This is a genomic window from Methylobacterium sp. 001424705 (assembly GCF_059816145.1).
Genome location: NZ_JCBANU010000005.1, coordinates 138,491 through 154,314 on the forward strand (window position 1 = coordinate 138,491; position 15,824 = coordinate 154,314).

Consider the following 15,824-nt stretch of genomic DNA (forward strand, 5'->3'; position numbering starts at 1 on the left):
GAGCAATCCGATGCCCCGCACGCACGCGATCGAGGACTACCGCAACTTCGGCATCATGGCTCACATCGATGCCGGCAAGACCACGACCACCGAGCGGATCCTCTACTACACCGGCAAATCCCATAAGATCGGCGAAGTCCACGACGGCGCCGCGACGATGGATTGGATGACGCAGGAGCAGGAGCGTGGCATCACGATCACGTCCGCCGCGACCACCTGCTTCTGGCGCGACAAGCGCCTGAACATCATCGACACTCCCGGCCACGTGGACTTCACCATCGAGGTGGAGCGCTCGCTCCGCGTTCTCGACGGTGCCGTCTGCGTGCTCGACGGCAACCAGGGCGTCGAGCCCCAGACGGAAACCGTCTGGCGCCAGGCCGACAAGTATGACGTGCCGCGCGTCGTGTTCGTCAACAAGATGGACAAGATCGGCGCTGACTTCTTCAAGTGCGTGGCCGACATCATCGACCGGGTCGCCGGTAAGCCTGTATGCCTGCAGCTGCCGATCGGTGCCGAGACGACCTTCAAGGGCGTCATCGACCTGATCAAGATGAAGGCCATCGTCTGGACCTCCGAGAAGCTTGGCGCGGATTTCTCCGAGACCGAGATCCCGGCCGATCTTGCCGACCAGGCTGCGGAATACCGCATCAAGCTCGTCGAGGCTTGCGTCGAGATGGATGACGACGCGATGGCCGCGTATCTGGACGGCGTCGAGCCGGATCAGGCAACGATGCACCGCCTCGTCCGCACGGCCGTGCAGCGTCGTGCTTTCCATCCCGTGCTCTGCGGTTCGGCCTTCAAGAACAAGGGCGTTCAGCCGCTCCTCGATGCGGTCGTGGATTATCTGCCGTCGCCCGCCGATCGCGGCGAGATCAAGGGCCTCGACTTCAAGACCGAGGAAGAGACCGTCCGTCACCCGGCTGATTCCGATCCCTTTTCCATGCTCGCCTTCAAGATCATGGACGATCCGCACGTCGGCACGATCACGTTCTGCCGGGTCTACTCGGGCAAGATCGAGTCCGGTGCCAACGTACTGAACTCCTCGCGCGACAAGAAGGAGCGTGTCGGCCGCATGCTCCTGATGCACGCCAACAACCGCGAGGACGTCAAGGAAGCGTTCACGGGCGACATCGTTGCCCTGGCTGGCCTCAAGGAAACCCGCACAGGCGATACGCTGTGCGATCCGAAGGACGCCGTCATCCTCGAGAAGATGGAGTTCCCGGAGCCGGTGATCGAGATCGCCGTCGAGCCGAAGTCCAAGGCCGATCAGGAGAAGCTCGGAATCGCCCTGGCCAAGCTCGCCGCCGAGGACCCGTCGTTCCGGGTCTCGACGGACCAGGAGTCGGGCCAGACCATCCTTCGCGGCATGGGCGAGCTTCACCTCGACATCAAGGTCGACATTCTGCGCCGGACCTACATGGTCGATGCGAATATCGGTCAGCCGCAGGTGGCGTATCGCGAGAAGCTGACGAAGCGCACCGAGATCGACTACACCCACAAGAAGCAGACCGGTGGTACCGGTCAGTTCGCCCGGGTGAAGTTCATCGTGGAGCCCAACGAGCCCGGCAAGGGCTTCGAGTTCTCCTCGAAGATCATCGGCGGCACGGTGCCGAAGGAGTACATCCCGGGCGTCGAGAAGGGTCTGAATTCGGTGCTCGGCGCCGGTATTCTGGCCGGCTTCCCGGTGGTCGACATCAAGGTCGAGCTGATCGACGGCGCCTACCACGATGTCGACTCGTCGGCCCTCGCCTTTGAAATCGCCTCGCGTGCCGCGCTCCGTGAGGCCCTTCAGAAGGGCGGCTCGGTGCTCCTCGAGCCGGTCATGAAGGTCGAAGTCGTCTCGCCGGAAGAGTATACCGGCTCGGTGATCGGCGATCTCAACTCCCGCCGCGGCCAGATCCAGGGCCAGGACATGCGTGGCAACGCGAACGTCATCAACGCGATGGTGCCGCTGGCCAACATGTTCGGTTACGTGAACCAGCTCCGGTCCTTCTCGCAGGGCCGCGCCAACTTCACGATGCAGTTCGACCATTACGAAGAGGTGCCGCGCGGCGAGGCCGAGAAGGTCGTCGCCAAGTACGCCTAAGCCGGCGGCGCCCTTCGGGGCGCCTCCCGCACCCCTTCAGACGCAACATCAGATCAGACGGAGCCTATCATGGCCAAAGAGAAATTCGCGCGTACGAAGCCGCACTGCAACATTGGCACGATCGGTCACGTGGATCACGGCAAGACGTCGTTGACGGCGGCGATCACGAAGGTTCTGGCCGAGACGGGCGGAGCGACGTTCACGGCCTACGACCAGATCGACAAGGCGCCGGAGGAGAAGGCGCGCGGGATCACGATCTCGACGGCGCACGTGGAGTACGAGACCACGAACCGGCACTACGCGCACGTGGATTGCCCCGGTCACGCCGACTACGTGAAGAACATGATCACGGGCGCGGCGCAGATGGACGGCGCGATCCTGGTGGTGTCGGCGGCCGACGGCCCGATGCCGCAGACGCGCGAGCACATCCTTCTGGCCCGCCAGGTCGGCGTTCCGGCGCTGGTGGTGTTCCTGAACAAGGTCGACCTCGTCGACGACGCCGAGCTCCTCGAGCTCGTCGAGATGGAGGTGCGCGAGCTCCTCTCCAAGTACGACTTCCCCGGCGACGACATCCCGATCACCAAGGGCTCGGCCAAGGTGGCGCTGGACAACGGCGACAAGGCGATCGGCCATGACGCCGTGCTGGCGCTGATGGCGAGCGTGGACGCCTACATCCCGCAGCCGGAGCGTCCGATCGACAAGCCGTTCCTGATGCCCATCGAGGACGTGTTCTCGATCTCGGGCCGCGGCACGGTGGTGACGGGTCGAGTGGAGCGCGGCATCGTCAAGGTCGGCGAGACGGTGGAGATCGTGGGCATCCGCGACACCCAGACCACGACGGTCACGGGCGTCGAGATGTTCCGCAAGCTGCTCGACCAGGGCCAGGCGGGCGACAACGTCGGCGTGCTGCTGCGCGGGACCAAGCGCGAGGACGTGGAGCGCGGCCAGGTCGTGTGCAAGCCCGGCTCGGTCAAGCCCCACACCAAGTTCAAGGCCGAGGCCTACATCCTCACCAAGGAGGAGGGCGGCCGCCACACGCCGTTCTTCACCAACTACCGCCCGCAGTTCTACTTCCGCACCACGGACGTGACCGGCGTGTGCGTGCTGCCCGAGGGCACCGAGATGGTGATGCCCGGCGACAGCGTGACCATGGACGTCACCCTGATCGTGCCGGTGGCCATGGAAGAGAAGCTGCGCTTCGCCATCCGTGAAGGCGGACGCACCGTCGGCGCAGGCGTCGTCGCCGCCATCAACGAGTAATCGTCCGTCCTCACGGTCACGTCTGCAGGGAACGATTGAGGGGCGGGTCCTCGCGCCCGCCCCCCCATTGCCCCGCCAAGGTTTCAGGTCATGAACGGTCAGAATATTCGTATCCGCCTCAAGGCGTTCGACCATCGCATCCTCGATGCGTCGACCCGCGAGATCGTCTCGACGGCCAAGCGCACCGGCGCCACCATCCGTGGCCCCATCCCGCTTCCGACGCATATCGAGAAGTTCACCGTCAACCGCTCGCCCCACATCGACAAGAAGTCGCGCGAGCAGTTCGAGATGCGCACCCACAAGCGCGTCCTCGATATCGTCGATCCGACGCCCCAGACCGTGGACGCGCTGATGAAGCTCGACCTCGCCGCCGGCGTGGACGTGGAGATCAAGCTCTAAGTCCCGCGGGGATTTAGAGCTTACCGTAGAATCGCGCGAGGGAGACACCTATGCGCTCAGGCGTCATCGCACAGAAGGTCGGCATGACCCGCATCTTTACGGATGCAGGCGAACATGTCCCCGTCACCGTGCTTAAAATCGATCAATGTCAGGTGGTTGCCCACCGTACCGTCGAGAAGAACGGCTACGTCGCCCTTCAGGTCGGCGTCGGCAAGGCCAAGGTAAAGAACGTGTCGGCTGCCGAGCGCGGCCGGTTCGCAGTCGCCAAGGTCGAGCCCAAGCAGAAGCTCGCCGAGTTCCGCGTGTCCGAGGACAAGCTGATCCCGGTCGGCGCGGAGATCACGGCCGATCACTTCATCCCGGGCCAGTTCGTCGACGTGACGGGCACCACCACGGGTAAGGGGTTCGCCGGCGGCATGAAGCGCTGGAACTTCGGCGGTCTGCGCGCCACCCACGGCGTGTCCATCTCGCACCGTTCGATCGGTTCGACCGGTGGCCGCCAGGACCCGGGCAAGACCTTCAAGAACAAGAAGATGCCCGGCCATATGGGCGTCGACCGGGTCACGACCCAGAACCTGCGCGTCGTGCGTACGGATCCTGAGCGCGGCCTCATCCTCGTCGAAGGCGCCGTTCCCGGCGTCGCCGGCGGCTGGATTCAGATCCGCGACGCGGTGAAGCGCAAGCTCCCCGCGGACGTTCCGCAGCCTGGCAAGTTCCGTGAGCAGGGCGCATCCGCTCCCGCCACCGAAGCGCCGGCTCCCGAGGCTCCCGCTTCCGAGGAGAACGCGTGATGAAGCTCGATATCACCACGCTCGATGGCGCCGGTGCCGGTTCCGTCGATCTGGATGAGACCATCTTCGGTCTCGAGCCCCGCGTCGACCTGCTCCAGCGCATGGTTCGCTGGCAGCTCGCCAAGCGCCAGGCCGGCACCCATGCGGTCAAGAACCGCTCGGATGTGAACCGGACGCGCAAGAAGCTGTACAAGCAGAAGGGCACGGGTAACGCTCGCCATGGCGCCGCTTCCGCTCCGCAGTTCCGCGGCGGTGGACGCGCCTTCGGTCCGGTCGTGCGCAGCCATGCCCACGACCTGCCCAAGAAGGTCCGCGCGCTCGCCCTGAAGCACGCGCTGTCCGCGAAGGTGAAGGATTCCACCCTCATCATCGTCGACGACGTGAAGCTCGCCGAGGGCAAGACGAAGTCGCTCGTCGAGCGCTTCGAGAAGATGGGCCTGTCCAGCGCCCTGATCATCGGCGGTGCGGAAGTGGACGTGAACTTCGCACGTGCCGCTCGCAACATCCCGCAGATCGACGTGCTGCCGATCCAGGGCATCAACGTGTACGACATCCTGCGTCGCGAGAAGCTCGTGCTGACCCGCGCAGCGATCGATGCGCTGGAGGCGCGTTTCCAATGAGTGCCGATCCGCGCCACTACGACATCATCGTCTCCCCGGTCATCACCGAGAAGGCGACGAACCTCACCGAGCAGAACAAGGTCGTGTTCCGGGTTTCCCCGAAGGCGACCAAGCCGCAGATCAAGGAAGCGGTTGAGAAGCTGTTCGACGTCAAGGTCACGGGCGTGAACACGCTTGTCACCAAGGGCAAGAAGAAGATCTTCCGCGGGCTTCGCGGACAGCGCTCGGACGTGAAGAAAGCGATCGTGACCCTCGCCGAGGGTGAGACGATCGACGTCACGACCGGCCTCTGAGACAAGTCGGGTTAAGGATTACCACCGATGGCCTTGAAGACATTCAAACCGGTCACGCCGAGCCTTCGCCAGCTCGTGCTCGTCGACCGCCGTGAGCTCTACAAGGGCAAGCCGGTCAAGAAGCTCACCGAGGGCAAGTCGTCGTCCGGCGGCCGCAACAACCTCGGCCGCATCACGGTCCGCTTCCGCGGCGGCGGTCACAAGCGCACGCTCCGCAACGTGGACTTCAAGCGTCGCGAGCAGATGGGCGTGTCCGCCACGGTCGAGCGGATCGAGTACGATCCCAACCGCACTGCGTTCATCGCCTTGATCGCCTTCCCCGACGGCACGCAGAGCTACATCCTGGCTCCGCAGCGCCTGTCGCCCGGCGACAAGGTCGTGGCTGCCGAGCAGGTCGACATCAAGCCCGGCAATGCCGGTCCGGTCGGCAACATGCCGGTGGGCACGATCGTCCACAACGTCGAGCTCAAGATCGGCAAGGGCGGCGCGATCGCCCGCTCCGCGGGCAACTACGCCCAGATCGTCGGCCGCGATCAGGGCTACGTGACGCTCCGCCTGAATTCCGGCGAGCAGCGTCTGGTCCACGGCCAGTGCTTCGCCAGCGTCGGCGCGGTGTCGAACCCGGACCACATGAACATCTCGCTCGGCAAGGCCGGCCGCAATCGCTGGCTCGGCAAGCGCCCGCACGTTCGCGGCGTTGCCATGAACCCGGTCGACCACCCGCACGGCGGCGGCGAGGGACGCACTTCGGGCGGCCGTAACCCGGTCACGCCTTGGGGCGTTCCCACGAAGGGGAAGAAGACCCGCTCGAACAAGCGGACCGACGTCTTCATCCTGTCCAGCCGTCATAACCGTAAGAAGTAACGCCCATGGCACGCTCGCTCTGGAAGGGGCCGTTCATCGACGGCTACCTCCTCAAGAAGGCTGAAGCCGCTCGCGGTTCCAGCCGTAACGAAGTCATCAAGATCTGGAGCCGCCGCTCCACGATCCTGCCGCAGTTCGTTGGCCTCACCTTCGGTGTGCACAACGGGCAGAAGCACATCCCGGTCTACGTCTCCGAGGAAATGGTCGGCCACAAGTTCGGCGAGTTCTCGCCGACCCGCACCTTCCACGGTCACGCAGCCGACAAGAAGTCGAAGAGGCGCTGATCATGGGCAAGCCCGCCACTCCCCGCGCGCTCCCCGAGAACGAGGCTCAGGCCGTCGCGCGCATGCTGCGCGTCAGCCCGCAGAAGCTCAATCTCGTCGCGCAGCTCATTCGCGGTAAGAAGGTCGACTCGGCTCTGGCCGATCTCGAATTCTCCCGCAAGCGGATCGCCCGCGAGGTCAAGAAGTGCCTCGAGAGCGCCATCGCCAATGCCGAGAACAACCACAACCTGGACGTCGACGATCTCGTCGTCTCCCAGGCCTTCGTCGGCAAGGCTCTCGTGCTGAAGCGTTTCCACGCTCGTGCCCGTGGCCGCGGCGCCCGTATCCTGAAGCCCTTCGCGAACCTCACCATCGTGGTGCGCGAAGTCCCGACCGCCGAAGCGGCGTGAGGAGGACCTGATGGGCCAGAAAGTCAATCCGATCGGTCTGCGGCTCGGTATCAACCGGACCTGGGACTCCCGCTGGTTCGCCCAGAAGGGTGAATACGCCAAGCTCATGCACGAGGACGTCGCGATCCGCGCCGCCCTCATGAAGCAGCTCAAGCAGGCTGCCGTCTCGAAGATCGTCATCGAGCGTCCGCACCGGAAGTGCCGCGTCACCATCCACTCGGGCCGTCCGGGCGTGGTCATCGGCAAGAAGGGCGCCGACATCGAGAAGCTGCGCAAGCTGGTGGGCACGCTCACCAAGGCCGACGTGACGATCAACATCGTCGAGGTGCGCAAGCCCGAGGTCGACGCCACCCTGGTGGCCGACTCGATCGCCCAGCAGCTCGAGCGCCGCGTCGCCTTCCGTCGCGCCATGAAGCGCGCCGTTCAGTCGGCGATGCGTCTCGGTGCCGAGGGCATCCGGATCAACTGCTCGGGCCGGCTCGGCGGCGCCGAGATCGCGCGCCAGGAGTGGTACCGTGAGGGCCGCGTGCCCCTGCATACCCTCCGCGCCGACGTCGATTACGGCGTCGCCACCGCCTTCACGACCTATGGGACGTGCGGCATCAAGGTGTGGGTGTTCAAGGGCGAGATCCTCGAGCACGACCCGATGGCACAGGATAAGAAGGCGCAGGAAGAGGGTGGCCGTTCGGGCGGCCGTCGCGAGCGCGATGGTGAGGGTGGCCGCGAGCGCGGCCGGCGCGAACACGCCTGACGGCGCGTTCGTGACCCCGTCACCCAGAAAGGTGTTGAGAGGCTGCCATGTTGCAACCCAAGAAGACCAGGTTTCGTAAGCAGTTCAAGGGTCGCATCCACGGTGCGGCCAAGGGCGGCTTCGACCTCAACTTCGGGACCTTCGGCCTGAAGGCCGTCGAGCCCGAGCGCATCACCGCGCGCCAGATCGAAGCGGCCCGCCGCGCGATCACCCGTGAGATGAAGCGCCAGGGCCGTGTCTGGATCCGGATCTTTCCGGATGTCCCTGTCACGGCCAAGCCCACCGAAGTCCGCATGGGCTCCGGTAAGGGTGCACCCGAGTTCTGGGCTGCCCGCGTGCATCCCGGACGTATCATGTTCGAAGTCGACGGCGTGGCCGAGGACGTTGCGAAGGAGGCCCTGCGCCTCGGCGCGGCGAAGCTCCCGATCCGCACGCGCGTCGTTCAGCGCATCGCTGATTGAGGGAGGGGATCATGAAGTCGTCGCAGAGACAGTCGGATCTGGCCGCCTTGTCACCCGATCAGCTGACCGATGAGCTGTTGAACCTGAAGAAGGAGCAGTTCAACCTGCGCTTCCAAGGCGCCACCGGCCAGCTTGAGAACGTCGCGCGCGTCCGCGAAGTCCGCCGCGATATCGCCCGCGTTCGTACACTCCAGCGTCAGAAGACGCTGAAGTCGGCGCAGGCCTGAGGAGTACACCATGCCGAAGCGCGTATTGCAGGGCGTCGTCGTCAGCGACAAGGGCGAGAAGACCATCGTCGTGAAGGTGGAGCGTCGCTTCACCCATCCGGTGATGAAGAAGACCGTCCGTCGCTCGAAGAATTACCACGCCCATGACGAAGCCAACGTCGCCAAGGTCGGCCAGACCGTGTCGATCGAGGAGTGCCGTCCGTTCTCGAAGACCAAGACCTGGCAGCTGGTGTCCGGCGCCACGTCGGAGGCTCCCGCCGCCGAGGCGTGAACCGACAGCACCGGAACTTCCAAATACGGGCGCAGGCTTCTGCGCCCGTTTTTTCGTGCCGTATCGCTCGGGGGAGCGCATGATTGCGGTCCCGTCCGGCATCATCCGCATCGCTCAAGGATAGCGGTGGAAATCCTCGTGGCTCTTTTCGGAGCGGAGCAGCTCGACGGGATCGTCAGCGCGCGCCGGCAATTCGGCATCCCTCTCCGGCCGGACCTGCAGACCGCGATCGTCGCCGAGGTCGCATTGCCAGCCCAGGACTGCTGGGGGTGCACCAGGTCTCCGATCAACTGCCCCTGACGAATTCCGAGCCACCTTGTTTGGTACCACGGCCAAGCCTTCTCCATGCTTCCGCTGCAGGGCCGCGACAGGGATGTCTGTGAAGCCGAGCCGTTCGCGGCCCTCGACAACGGGCTCCGGCTCGTCAAGGTCGCGGATCGACCCGTGGTGGTGCTGTTTTCGCACTACAGCATCCTCCGAGAGATCGAGCTCTCGGAGGTCGAGATCGTGAACTTGCCTGACGCCGAATCGTTCGGATTTGCGCGGGCTTTCCCTGCGTGATTCGGGCCGCGGGGGCCAACCGTCCCGACGAGATCAAGGACGCCCTCGTGTCGCGTCCGGGGCGCGCAGACAAGGCCATTGAGATCGTAGATCCGGATACGGCTCGCAGGGGCCGGCTCGTCGCACTCTATGGGGTGTCCCTGGAGTTCGAGGAAGGCGCGATCGACGAGGCGCTCGCGTTGTCGGGCGGCCGGAGCGCCGCCTTCGTGAAGGAGACGGCCCGGCTCCTGGCCCAGAGTTTCTCCTTTGCGGGGCGGGACGATACGGTGGACCGCGCGACTATCTCGGATGTCCTCGGCGAAGCCGCCGGCAGCGCAAACCGGATCGGCCGCCGGATCACTGGCCCGTCGAATACCTGCAAGCTCACCGAACGCGCCGGGGTGCCCGTCCCGGACGGGTGCGGGGAAGATCTCTGAGCCCCCGGCACGGTTTGGGTCCGCGCGTGTTCGGCCTTGCGTCCTGCAGTCCGCTGGTGTAGTGGGCATGCCTTCGCGACAGTTGAGAAGGGTGTTCGCGCCTTTCGAACGCGGTGACCGCGCCGGTGTCCAAAAACACCGATTGCGCGGTGCTTCATATGAGCCGGGGACATCAGATCCCCCTCAGGCGTCGTCCGCCGGGCAATACCGTCCGCGTGCGGAAACCCGCCTGAAACAAAGAAAGGTCACTGCCCGTGATCCAGATGCAGACGAATCTGGACGTCGCCGACAACTCGGGTGCACGCCGTGTGATGTGCATCAAGGTTCTGGGCGGGTCGAAGCGTAAGTATGCCGGCGTCGGCGACATCATCGTGGTCTCGGTCAAGGAAGCGATTCCCCGGGGTCGCGTGAAGAAGGGCGACGTCATGAAGGCGGTCGTCGTGCGCACCGCCAAGGAAGTGAAGCGTCCCGACGGTTCGGTGATCCGCTTCGACAAGAACGCCGCCGTTCTGATCAACAATCAGAAGGAGCCGATCGGGACCCGTATCTTCGGACCGGTGCCCCGCGAGCTGCGCGCCCGCAATCACATGAAGATCATCTCGCTCGCGCCGGAGGTGCTGTGATGGCCGCTAAGGTCAAGAAAGGCGACAAGGTCGTCGTCCTCACCGGTCGCGACAAGGGTCGCTCCGGCGAGGTCATCCAGGTTCTCCCGAAGGAAGATCGCGCGTTCGTACGCGGCATCAACCTCGTGAAGAAGCACCAGAAGCAGACGCAGAACCAGGAAGGCGGCATCGTCTCCAAGGAAGCTGCGATCCAGCTCTCGAATCTCGCGTTGCAGGACGCGAACGGCAAGCCGACTCGCGTGGGTTTCCGCATCCTCGAAGACGGCCGCAAGGTCCGCTTCGCCAAGACCACGGGGGACCAGATCGATGGCTGAGAAGAATGCTGACGGGTACACCCCGCGCCTGCGCAAGCACTACGACGAAGTGGTGCGCCAGAAGCTGATCGAAGAGTTCGGCTACAAGAACCCCATGCAGGTTCCGGTCATCGAGAAGATCGTGATCAACATGGGCGTCGGCGAGTCGACGGCCGATTCGAAGAAGGCGTCCGTCGCCGCCGGCGACCTGGCCCTCATCGCCGGCCAGAAGCCGGTCATCACCAAAGCCCGCAAGGCCATCGCGACCTTCAAGGTGCGCGAGGGCATGCCGATCGGCTGCAAGGTCACGCTGCGCAAGCAGCGCATGTACGAGTTCATGGATCGCCTGATCACGATCGCGCTCCCGCGCGTCCGCGATTTCCGCGGCCTGAACCCGCGCTCCTTCGACGGCAACGGCAACTACGCGCTGGGCCTCAAGGAGCACCTCGTGTTCCCGGAGATCTCGTACGACAAGGCCGAGGCCACCTGGGGCATGGACATCGTCATCCAGACGACGGCCCGCACCGATGCTGAGGCGCGCGCGCTCCTCACGCAGTTCCGATTCCCGTTCCGGCAGTGAGCCCCCGTTAGGGTCTCAGACGCGGACACCGGAGAGAGAAATGGCAAAGAAAAGCTCGATCGAGAAGAACAAGCACCGCGAAGCGCTGGTGAAGCTCTACGCTCCCAAGCGCAAGGCGCTGCTTGCCACGGCGAATGACGAGTCCCTCGAGATGGAGGAGCGCTTCGAGGCGCGCCTCAAGCTCGCGGAGCTGCCCCGCAATTCGTCCCCCACCCGCATCCGCAACCGCTGCGGCATGACCGGCCGTCCGCGCGCTTTCTATCGCAAGATGGGCATCTCGCGCATCGCGCTGCGCGAACTCGGCAACCAGGGTCTGATCCCCGGTCTCGTCAAGTCGAGCTGGTAAGGAGCAACCACCATGGTCAACGATCCCGTGGGTGATATGCTCACCCGCATCCGCAATGGTCAGCAGCGCCGCCGCAACGTCGTCCAGACGCCCGGCTCCCGCCTGCGTGCCAGCGTCCTCGACGTCCTCAAATCCGAGGGCTACATCCGCGACTACGCGACCACGGATTACGGCAACGGCCGCACCGAGTTCGCCATCGAGCTGAAGTACTACGACGGCCAGCCCGTCATCCGCTCGATCCAGCGCGTGTCGAAGCCCGGCCGCCGCGTCTACTCGTCGGTCGGCGAGTTGCCGCGCGTCGCCGACGGTCTCGGCGTCACCATCGTGTCCACCCCGCAGGGCGTCATGGCCGACCACGAGGCGCGCGAGCGCAACGTCGGCGGCGAAGTGCTCTGCAAGGTGTTCTGATCTCGGACTTGGAGGAATAAGGCGATGTCTCGCGTAGGCAAGAAGCCCGTTCCCGTCCCGTCCGGTGTGACGGCCACGGTGACCGGTCAAACGGTGAAGATGAAGGGCTCCAAGGGCGAGCTCCAGTACGTCGTTCCGAATGTGGTCGACGTGAAGTTCGAGGACGGCGCCGTCTCGGTGCAGCCCAAGAATCAGACCAAGGAGGCGCGCTCGCTCTGGGGCACCTCCCGCGCTCAGGTGGCGAACCTCGTCGAGGGCGTCTCCAAGGGCTTCGAGAAGAAGCTCGAGATCACCGGCGTGGGTTACCGCGCCGCGATGGCCGGCAAGGCTCTGAAGCTCTCGCTCGGCTACAGCCACGACATCGAGTACGAGATCCCCGCGGGGATCACGATCGCGGTGCCGAAGCCCACCGAGATCGTCATCTCCGGCATCGACCGGCAGGTGGTCGGCCAGGTGGCCGCCGAGATCCGCGACTATCGCGGTCCCGAGCCCTACAAGGGCAAGGGCGTGAAGTACGCGGGCGAGTTCATCTTCCGCAAGGAAGGCAAGAAGAAGTAAGGGCCGCCGAACATGTCACGCAAAATCGATGCACTCGACCGCCGCAAGGCGCGTGTGCGCCGCGCGCTGCGGGCGGCGGCCAATGGACGGCCCCGGCTCTCGGTGTTCCGTTCCTCGAAGCAGATCTACGTTCAGGTGATCGACGACGCCGCGGGTAAGACCCTCGCGTCGGCCTCGAGCCTCGACAAGGATCTCCGCACCGGCCTCAAGACCGGTGCCGACGTCTCGGCCGCCCAGGCCGTTGGTAAGCTCGTCGCCGAGCGCGCCAAGGCTGCGGGCGTCACCCAGGTGATCTTCGATCGCTCGGGTTACCTCTACCACGGGCGCGTCAAGGCTCTCGCCGATGCCGCCCGCGAGGGTGGCCTCGAGTTCTAAGATTGGCGGAGGAGGGCGGCGCCCGCCGCTCTCCGTTCCGGACGATTCAAGCGAGCGGGTCCGCCACCCGCGTCAGTGAGATGGATATTCAGTATGGCACGTGAACGTGAAGGCGGTGGCCGCGGCCGCCGCGATGAGCGCGAGGAGCGCGACAGCGAGTTCGTGGACAAGCTCGTCCACATCAACCGCGTGGCCAAGGTGGTGAAGGGCGGACGTCGCTTCGGCTTCGCCGCGCTCGTCGTTGTGGGCGACCAGAAGGGCCGCGTCGGCTTCGGCCACGGCAAGGCCCGTGAGGTTCCCGAGGCGATCCGCAAAGCGACCGAAGCCGCCAAGCGCGGCCTCGTCCGCGTCGCGCTCCGCGAAGGTCGTACCCTGCACCACGACGTCTACGGTCGTCACGGCGCCGGCAAGGTCATCCTCCGCGCCGCCCCCCAGGGAACCGGCATCATCGCCGGCGGCCCGATGCGCGCCGTCTTCGAGACGCTGGGCATGCAGGACGTGGTGGCCAAGAGCCTCGGCTCCTCGAACCCCTACAACCTCGTGCGCGCCACGTTCGAGGCGCTCAAGAACGAAGACAGCCCGCGCTCCGTCGCGGCCCGTCGCGGACTCAAGGTGTCGGCCCTCCAGGCCCGGCGCCGTGATGCCGATCCGTCCGACATGTCCGAAGCCGCCGTCGCGTAAGGGGAGGGTCCAATGGCACAGAAGACTCTCCGCATCGAGCAGATCGGGTCTCCGATCCGCCGCGAAGGCGACCAGCGCGCGACGCTGATCGGCCTCAAGCTCAACAAGCTGCACCGGGTTTCCGAGCTGGAGGATACCCCCTCCGTGCGCGGCATGATCCGCAAGGTGCAGCACCTCGTGCGCGTCCTTGGCGACGCGGCCTGAGGGAGGGCATCATGAAACTGAACGAACTCCGCGACAACGACGGCGCCACCAAGAACCGGATGCGCGTCGGACGGGGCATCGGCTCCGGCAAGGGCAAGACCGCAGGACGCGGCGTGAAGGGTCAGAAGGCCCGCACCGGCGTCTCCATCAAGGGCTTCGAGGGTGGCCAGATGCCGCTGCATCGTCGCCTTCCGAAGCGCGGCTTCAACAACCTGTACTCCACGGACCTGAACGAGGTGAATCTCGGGCGCGTCCAACAGGCTGTCGATGCCGGCCGGATCGAGGCGGGCGCCACCGTCACCGTCGAGACGCTGATCGCCGCCGGCATCTGCGCTCGTGCCCGTGACGGCGTGAAGCTCCTCGGCGTGGGCGAGCTCACCAGCAAGCTGACCTTCGAGGTCACCCGCGCGTCGAAGTCGGCGATCGAGGGTGTCGAGAAGGCTGGCGGGTCGGTCACCGTGACCTACGGCGACGGCGTCTCCACCCGTGGCAAGCCTGCCCGCGTGGTTGCGTAGTCACGCGACTGACTTTAAGTCGAAGCTCTGAGCGGCGGCCCGTGCGACCTCGCGCGCGGCCGCCGTTCCCGTTTTTTTCAGGGAGCGGCCTCTTCTCGCCGGAGAAGACGACCCGCCCTCATGTGATCCATCTCTAGGAACCGGTGCCATGGCCTCAGCCGCCGAGCAGCTTGCCGCGAACCTCAATTTCGGGGCCATCGCCAAGGCCGACGAGCTCAAGAAGCGCATCTGGTTCACGCTGGGTGCGCTCATCGTGTTCCGCCTCGGGACCTACATCCCGATCCCGGGCATCGACCCGGAACAGTTCGCGCGGAACTTCCAGCAGCAGTCGGGTGGCGTGCTCGGGCTGTTCAACATGTTCTCCGGCGGTGCCGTCGAGCGCATGGCGATCTTCGCGCTCAACATCATGCCCTATATCTCGGCCTCCATCATCATCCAGCTTCTGACCTCGGTGATCCCGAGCCTCGAGACGCTGAAGAAGGAGGGTGAGTCGGGCCGCAAGGTCATCAACCAGTACACCCGCTACCTCACGGTGGTGCTGGCGCTGGTGCAGTCCTGGGGCATCGCCTTCGGCCTCCAGGGATCGAGCGCGGCCATCGAGCCCGGTCCGTTCTTCATCCTGTCCACCGTCATCACCCTGACGGGCGGCACGCTGTTCCTGATGTGGATCGGCGAGCAGATCACTTCGCGCGGCATCGGTAACGGCTCCTCGCTGATCATCTTCGCGGGCATCGTCGCCCATCTTCCGGTGGCGATCGTCGGCGCCCTGGAGCTGAGCCGTACCGGTGCGCTTTCCTCGGCCGTCATCCTCGGCATGGGCGTCGCCGCCGTCGCGCTCGTCTACTTCATCGTGTTCATGGAGCGCGCGCAGCGCCGCCTGCTCATCAACTATCCGAAGCGCCAGGTCGGCAATCGGATGTACGAGGGCCAGACCTCGTTCCTGCCGCTGAAGCTTAACACCGCCGGCGTCATCCCGCCGATCTTCGCCTCGTCGCTGCTGCTCCTGCCCGCCACCGTGGCGAGCTTCTCGGCCAATAACGGCGGCACCGGAATTCTGGCCACGATCACGACCTATATCGGTCACGGCCGGCCGCTCTACATGGTGCTCTACGCCGCCCTGATCATCTTCTTCGCGTTCTTCTACACGGCCGTGGTCTTCAATCCCGAGGAAACGGCGGACAACCTGAAGAAGCATGGCGGCTTCATTCCCGGCATCCGCCCGGGTGAGCGGACCGCGGCCTTCATCGACAAGGTCCTGACCCGCATCACCCTGATCGGGGCGCTGTACCTGACCTTCGTCTGCCTGGTGCCCGAAATCCTGGCTTCGTATTCCTCGGCCGCCATCGGCTTCGGCGGCACCTCCCTGCTCATCGTGGTCTCCGTGACGATGGATACGGTGGCGCAAATTCACGGGCACCTGATGGCCCATCAGTACGAAGGCCTCGTCAAGAAGGCGAAGCTGCGCGGGGCGACCCGCCGGCGCTGACGCGAACGCGCGGCGGGCTTCAGGGCCGCCGCGGCCCTTGCTAGAGTTCCGAAAGCCGGCGCCGAGCAGGATCGCCGGATAT

General features: G+C 65.3%; 27 protein-coding genes. All 27 read left to right on the plus strand.

The window, feature by feature from the left end; translation table 11 throughout:
- The first annotated feature begins 10 nt into the window (after nucleotides 1-10).
- The 27 genes from fusA to secY all read left to right on the plus strand — a co-directional run bounded on the left by fusA (nucleotide 11) and on the right by secY (nucleotide 15,742).
- Nucleotides 11-2,086 carry an elongation factor G gene (gene fusA, locus AC6EUL_RS06315; RefSeq protein WP_056275823.1) on the plus strand — a complete coding sequence of 692 codons (2,076 nt, stop codon included), beginning with the start codon at nucleotides 11-13 and terminating at the stop codon, nucleotides 2,084-2,086.
- Nucleotides 2,087-2,155: 69 nt separating this feature from the next.
- The gene (gene tuf / locus AC6EUL_RS06320; protein ID WP_055949261.1) at nucleotides 2,156-3,346 is read left to right on the plus strand and encodes an elongation factor Tu; all 1,191 of its coding nucleotides are present in this window, start codon (nucleotides 2,156-2,158) and stop codon (nucleotides 3,344-3,346) included.
- A gap of 90 nt (nucleotides 3,347-3,436) precedes the next feature.
- Nucleotides 3,437-3,745, plus strand: coding sequence for a 30S ribosomal protein S10 (rpsJ, locus tag AC6EUL_RS06325; RefSeq protein WP_018044230.1), 309 nt, complete (start codon nucleotides 3,437-3,439; stop codon nucleotides 3,743-3,745).
- A 50-nt stretch (nucleotides 3,746-3,795) separates the two neighbouring features.
- The gene (rplC, locus tag AC6EUL_RS06330; RefSeq protein ID WP_055949264.1) at nucleotides 3,796-4,536 is read left to right on the plus strand and encodes a 50S ribosomal protein L3; all 741 of its coding nucleotides are present in this window, start codon (nucleotides 3,796-3,798) and stop codon (nucleotides 4,534-4,536) included.
- Entirely contained in the window at nucleotides 4,536-5,156 is a 621-nt protein-coding gene (rplD, locus tag AC6EUL_RS06335; protein WP_056270306.1) for a 50S ribosomal protein L4, read from the plus strand. Before rplC ends, rplD begins: the two co-directional genes overlap by 1 nt.
- Nucleotides 5,153-5,449: a 50S ribosomal protein L23 gene (locus AC6EUL_RS06340; protein WP_018044227.1), complete on the plus strand. Its 297-nt coding sequence runs from the start codon at nucleotides 5,153-5,155 to the stop codon at nucleotides 5,447-5,449. The genes rplD and AC6EUL_RS06340 overlap by 4 nt, the downstream gene beginning before the upstream one ends.
- Nucleotides 5,450-5,476: 27 nt before the next feature.
- Nucleotides 5,477-6,313 (plus strand): 50S ribosomal protein L2, encoded by an 837-nt coding sequence (rplB, locus tag AC6EUL_RS06345; protein WP_056219866.1) that lies wholly within the window; start codon nucleotides 5,477-5,479, stop codon nucleotides 6,311-6,313.
- 5 nt (nucleotides 6,314-6,318) lie between these two features.
- A complete protein-coding gene (rpsS, locus tag AC6EUL_RS06350; protein ID WP_055949278.1) occupies nucleotides 6,319-6,597 on the plus strand; it encodes a 30S ribosomal protein S19 in 279 nt (92 codons plus the stop codon).
- A gap of 2 nt (nucleotides 6,598-6,599) precedes the next feature.
- Complete coding sequence (gene rplV / locus AC6EUL_RS06355; protein ID WP_055949281.1) at nucleotides 6,600-6,986, plus strand: 50S ribosomal protein L22; 387 nt, start codon at nucleotides 6,600-6,602, stop codon at nucleotides 6,984-6,986.
- 10 nt (nucleotides 6,987-6,996) lie between these two features.
- Nucleotides 6,997-7,737 (plus strand): 30S ribosomal protein S3, encoded by a 741-nt coding sequence (gene rpsC / locus AC6EUL_RS06360; RefSeq protein ID WP_499869470.1) that lies wholly within the window; start codon nucleotides 6,997-6,999, stop codon nucleotides 7,735-7,737.
- Nucleotides 7,738-7,784: 47 nt separating this feature from the next.
- On the plus strand, nucleotides 7,785-8,198 hold the full coding sequence (gene rplP, locus AC6EUL_RS06365; protein WP_055949287.1) for a 50S ribosomal protein L16: 414 nt from the start codon (nucleotides 7,785-7,787) through the stop codon (nucleotides 8,196-8,198).
- A gap of 11 nt (nucleotides 8,199-8,209) precedes the next feature.
- Entirely contained in the window at nucleotides 8,210-8,425 is a 216-nt protein-coding gene (rpmC, locus tag AC6EUL_RS06370) for a 50S ribosomal protein L29 (RefSeq protein WP_056219869.1), read from the plus strand.
- A 10-nt stretch (nucleotides 8,426-8,435) separates the two neighbouring features.
- Nucleotides 8,436-8,696, plus strand: a complete 261-nt coding sequence (rpsQ, locus tag AC6EUL_RS06375; protein WP_056270312.1) for a 30S ribosomal protein S17 — start codon at nucleotides 8,436-8,438, stop codon at nucleotides 8,694-8,696.
- 126 nt (nucleotides 8,697-8,822) lie between these two features.
- Nucleotides 8,823-8,996, plus strand: a complete 174-nt coding sequence (locus tag AC6EUL_RS06380) for a hypothetical protein (RefSeq protein ID WP_499869474.1) — start codon at nucleotides 8,823-8,825, stop codon at nucleotides 8,994-8,996.
- A 45-nt stretch (nucleotides 8,997-9,041) separates the two neighbouring features.
- Nucleotides 9,042-9,257, plus strand: coding sequence for a hypothetical protein (locus tag AC6EUL_RS06385; protein ID WP_499869475.1), 216 nt, complete (start codon nucleotides 9,042-9,044; stop codon nucleotides 9,255-9,257).
- Entirely contained in the window at nucleotides 9,254-9,673 is a 420-nt protein-coding gene (locus tag AC6EUL_RS06390) for a hypothetical protein (RefSeq protein WP_499869477.1), read from the plus strand. The genes AC6EUL_RS06385 and AC6EUL_RS06390 overlap by 4 nt, the downstream gene beginning before the upstream one ends.
- A 254-nt stretch (nucleotides 9,674-9,927) precedes the next feature.
- The gene (gene rplN / locus AC6EUL_RS06395; protein ID WP_055949294.1) at nucleotides 9,928-10,296 is read left to right on the plus strand and encodes a 50S ribosomal protein L14; all 369 of its coding nucleotides are present in this window, start codon (nucleotides 9,928-9,930) and stop codon (nucleotides 10,294-10,296) included.
- Nucleotides 10,296-10,610, plus strand: coding sequence for a 50S ribosomal protein L24 (gene rplX, locus AC6EUL_RS06400; protein ID WP_056219883.1), 315 nt, complete (start codon nucleotides 10,296-10,298; stop codon nucleotides 10,608-10,610). The genes rplN and rplX overlap by 1 nt, the downstream gene beginning before the upstream one ends.
- Nucleotides 10,603-11,169 carry a 50S ribosomal protein L5 gene (gene rplE, locus AC6EUL_RS06405; RefSeq protein WP_056219886.1) on the plus strand — a complete coding sequence of 189 codons (567 nt, stop codon included), beginning with the start codon at nucleotides 10,603-10,605 and terminating at the stop codon, nucleotides 11,167-11,169. The genes rplX and rplE overlap by 8 nt, the downstream gene beginning before the upstream one ends.
- A gap of 40 nt (nucleotides 11,170-11,209) precedes the next feature.
- The gene (rpsN, locus tag AC6EUL_RS06410) at nucleotides 11,210-11,515 is read left to right on the plus strand and encodes a 30S ribosomal protein S14 (protein ID WP_056183527.1); all 306 of its coding nucleotides are present in this window, start codon (nucleotides 11,210-11,212) and stop codon (nucleotides 11,513-11,515) included.
- Nucleotides 11,516-11,527: 12 nt separating this feature from the next.
- Nucleotides 11,528-11,923 carry a 30S ribosomal protein S8 gene (gene rpsH / locus AC6EUL_RS06415; RefSeq protein WP_055881679.1) on the plus strand — a complete coding sequence of 132 codons (396 nt, stop codon included), beginning with the start codon at nucleotides 11,528-11,530 and terminating at the stop codon, nucleotides 11,921-11,923.
- 24 nt (nucleotides 11,924-11,947) lie between these two features.
- A complete protein-coding gene (gene rplF / locus AC6EUL_RS06420) occupies nucleotides 11,948-12,481 on the plus strand; it encodes a 50S ribosomal protein L6 (protein ID WP_055949306.1) in 534 nt (177 codons plus the stop codon).
- Between the two features lie 12 nt (nucleotides 12,482-12,493).
- A complete protein-coding gene (rplR, locus tag AC6EUL_RS06425; RefSeq protein WP_056219889.1) occupies nucleotides 12,494-12,856 on the plus strand; it encodes a 50S ribosomal protein L18 in 363 nt (120 codons plus the stop codon).
- Between the two features lie 93 nt (nucleotides 12,857-12,949).
- A complete protein-coding gene (gene rpsE, locus AC6EUL_RS06430) occupies nucleotides 12,950-13,537 on the plus strand; it encodes a 30S ribosomal protein S5 (RefSeq protein ID WP_055949312.1) in 588 nt (195 codons plus the stop codon).
- A gap of 12 nt (nucleotides 13,538-13,549) precedes the next feature.
- Nucleotides 13,550-13,741 (plus strand): 50S ribosomal protein L30, encoded by a 192-nt coding sequence (rpmD, locus tag AC6EUL_RS06435; protein WP_055949314.1) that lies wholly within the window; start codon nucleotides 13,550-13,552, stop codon nucleotides 13,739-13,741.
- An 11-nt stretch (nucleotides 13,742-13,752) separates the two neighbouring features.
- Nucleotides 13,753-14,256, plus strand: coding sequence for a 50S ribosomal protein L15 (gene rplO, locus AC6EUL_RS06440; RefSeq protein ID WP_499869482.1), 504 nt, complete (start codon nucleotides 13,753-13,755; stop codon nucleotides 14,254-14,256).
- A 148-nt stretch (nucleotides 14,257-14,404) separates the two neighbouring features.
- Entirely contained in the window at nucleotides 14,405-15,742 is a 1,338-nt protein-coding gene (gene secY / locus AC6EUL_RS06445; RefSeq protein WP_056219895.1) for a preprotein translocase subunit SecY, read from the plus strand.
- The last annotated feature ends 82 nt before the right edge of the window (nucleotides 15,743-15,824 follow it).

Excerpts from the sequence above, each read along its gene's own strand:
- fusA (WP_056275823.1), top strand. The coding sequence starts at position 11 with ATGCCCCGCACGCACGCGATCGAGGACTACCGCAACTTCGGCATCATG.
- tuf (WP_055949261.1), top strand. The coding sequence starts at position 2,156 with ATGGCCAAAGAGAAATTCGCGCGTACGAAGCCGCACTGCAACATTGGC.
- rpsJ (WP_018044230.1), top strand. The coding sequence starts at position 3,437 with ATGAACGGTCAGAATATTCGTATCCGCCTCAAGGCGTTCGACCATCGC.
- rplC (WP_055949264.1), top strand. The coding sequence starts at position 3,796 with ATGCGCTCAGGCGTCATCGCACAGAAGGTCGGCATGACCCGCATCTTT.
- rplD (WP_056270306.1), top strand. The coding sequence starts at position 4,536 with ATGAAGCTCGATATCACCACGCTCGATGGCGCCGGTGCCGGTTCCGTC.
- AC6EUL_RS06340 (WP_018044227.1), top strand. The coding sequence starts at position 5,153 with ATGAGTGCCGATCCGCGCCACTACGACATCATCGTCTCCCCGGTCATC.
- rplB (WP_056219866.1), top strand. The coding sequence starts at position 5,477 with ATGGCCTTGAAGACATTCAAACCGGTCACGCCGAGCCTTCGCCAGCTC.
- rpsS (WP_055949278.1), top strand. The coding sequence starts at position 6,319 with ATGGCACGCTCGCTCTGGAAGGGGCCGTTCATCGACGGCTACCTCCTC.
- rplV (WP_055949281.1), top strand. The coding sequence starts at position 6,600 with ATGGGCAAGCCCGCCACTCCCCGCGCGCTCCCCGAGAACGAGGCTCAG.
- rpsC (WP_499869470.1), top strand. The coding sequence starts at position 6,997 with ATGGGCCAGAAAGTCAATCCGATCGGTCTGCGGCTCGGTATCAACCGG.
- rplP (WP_055949287.1), top strand. The coding sequence starts at position 7,785 with ATGTTGCAACCCAAGAAGACCAGGTTTCGTAAGCAGTTCAAGGGTCGC.
- rpmC (WP_056219869.1), top strand. The coding sequence starts at position 8,210 with ATGAAGTCGTCGCAGAGACAGTCGGATCTGGCCGCCTTGTCACCCGAT.
- rpsQ (WP_056270312.1), top strand. The coding sequence starts at position 8,436 with ATGCCGAAGCGCGTATTGCAGGGCGTCGTCGTCAGCGACAAGGGCGAG.
- AC6EUL_RS06385 (WP_499869475.1), top strand. The coding sequence starts at position 9,042 with ATGCTTCCGCTGCAGGGCCGCGACAGGGATGTCTGTGAAGCCGAGCCG.
- rplX (WP_056219883.1), top strand. The coding sequence starts at position 10,296 with ATGGCCGCTAAGGTCAAGAAAGGCGACAAGGTCGTCGTCCTCACCGGT.
- rplE (WP_056219886.1), top strand. The coding sequence starts at position 10,603 with ATGGCTGAGAAGAATGCTGACGGGTACACCCCGCGCCTGCGCAAGCAC.
- rpsN (WP_056183527.1), top strand. The coding sequence starts at position 11,210 with ATGGCAAAGAAAAGCTCGATCGAGAAGAACAAGCACCGCGAAGCGCTG.
- rpsH (WP_055881679.1), top strand. The coding sequence starts at position 11,528 with ATGGTCAACGATCCCGTGGGTGATATGCTCACCCGCATCCGCAATGGT.
- rplF (WP_055949306.1), top strand. The coding sequence starts at position 11,948 with ATGTCTCGCGTAGGCAAGAAGCCCGTTCCCGTCCCGTCCGGTGTGACG.
- rplR (WP_056219889.1), top strand. The coding sequence starts at position 12,494 with ATGTCACGCAAAATCGATGCACTCGACCGCCGCAAGGCGCGTGTGCGC.
- rpsE (WP_055949312.1), top strand. The coding sequence starts at position 12,950 with ATGGCACGTGAACGTGAAGGCGGTGGCCGCGGCCGCCGCGATGAGCGC.
- rpmD (WP_055949314.1), top strand. The coding sequence starts at position 13,550 with ATGGCACAGAAGACTCTCCGCATCGAGCAGATCGGGTCTCCGATCCGC.
- rplO (WP_499869482.1), top strand. The coding sequence starts at position 13,753 with ATGAAACTGAACGAACTCCGCGACAACGACGGCGCCACCAAGAACCGG.
- secY (WP_056219895.1), top strand. The coding sequence starts at position 14,405 with ATGGCCTCAGCCGCCGAGCAGCTTGCCGCGAACCTCAATTTCGGGGCC.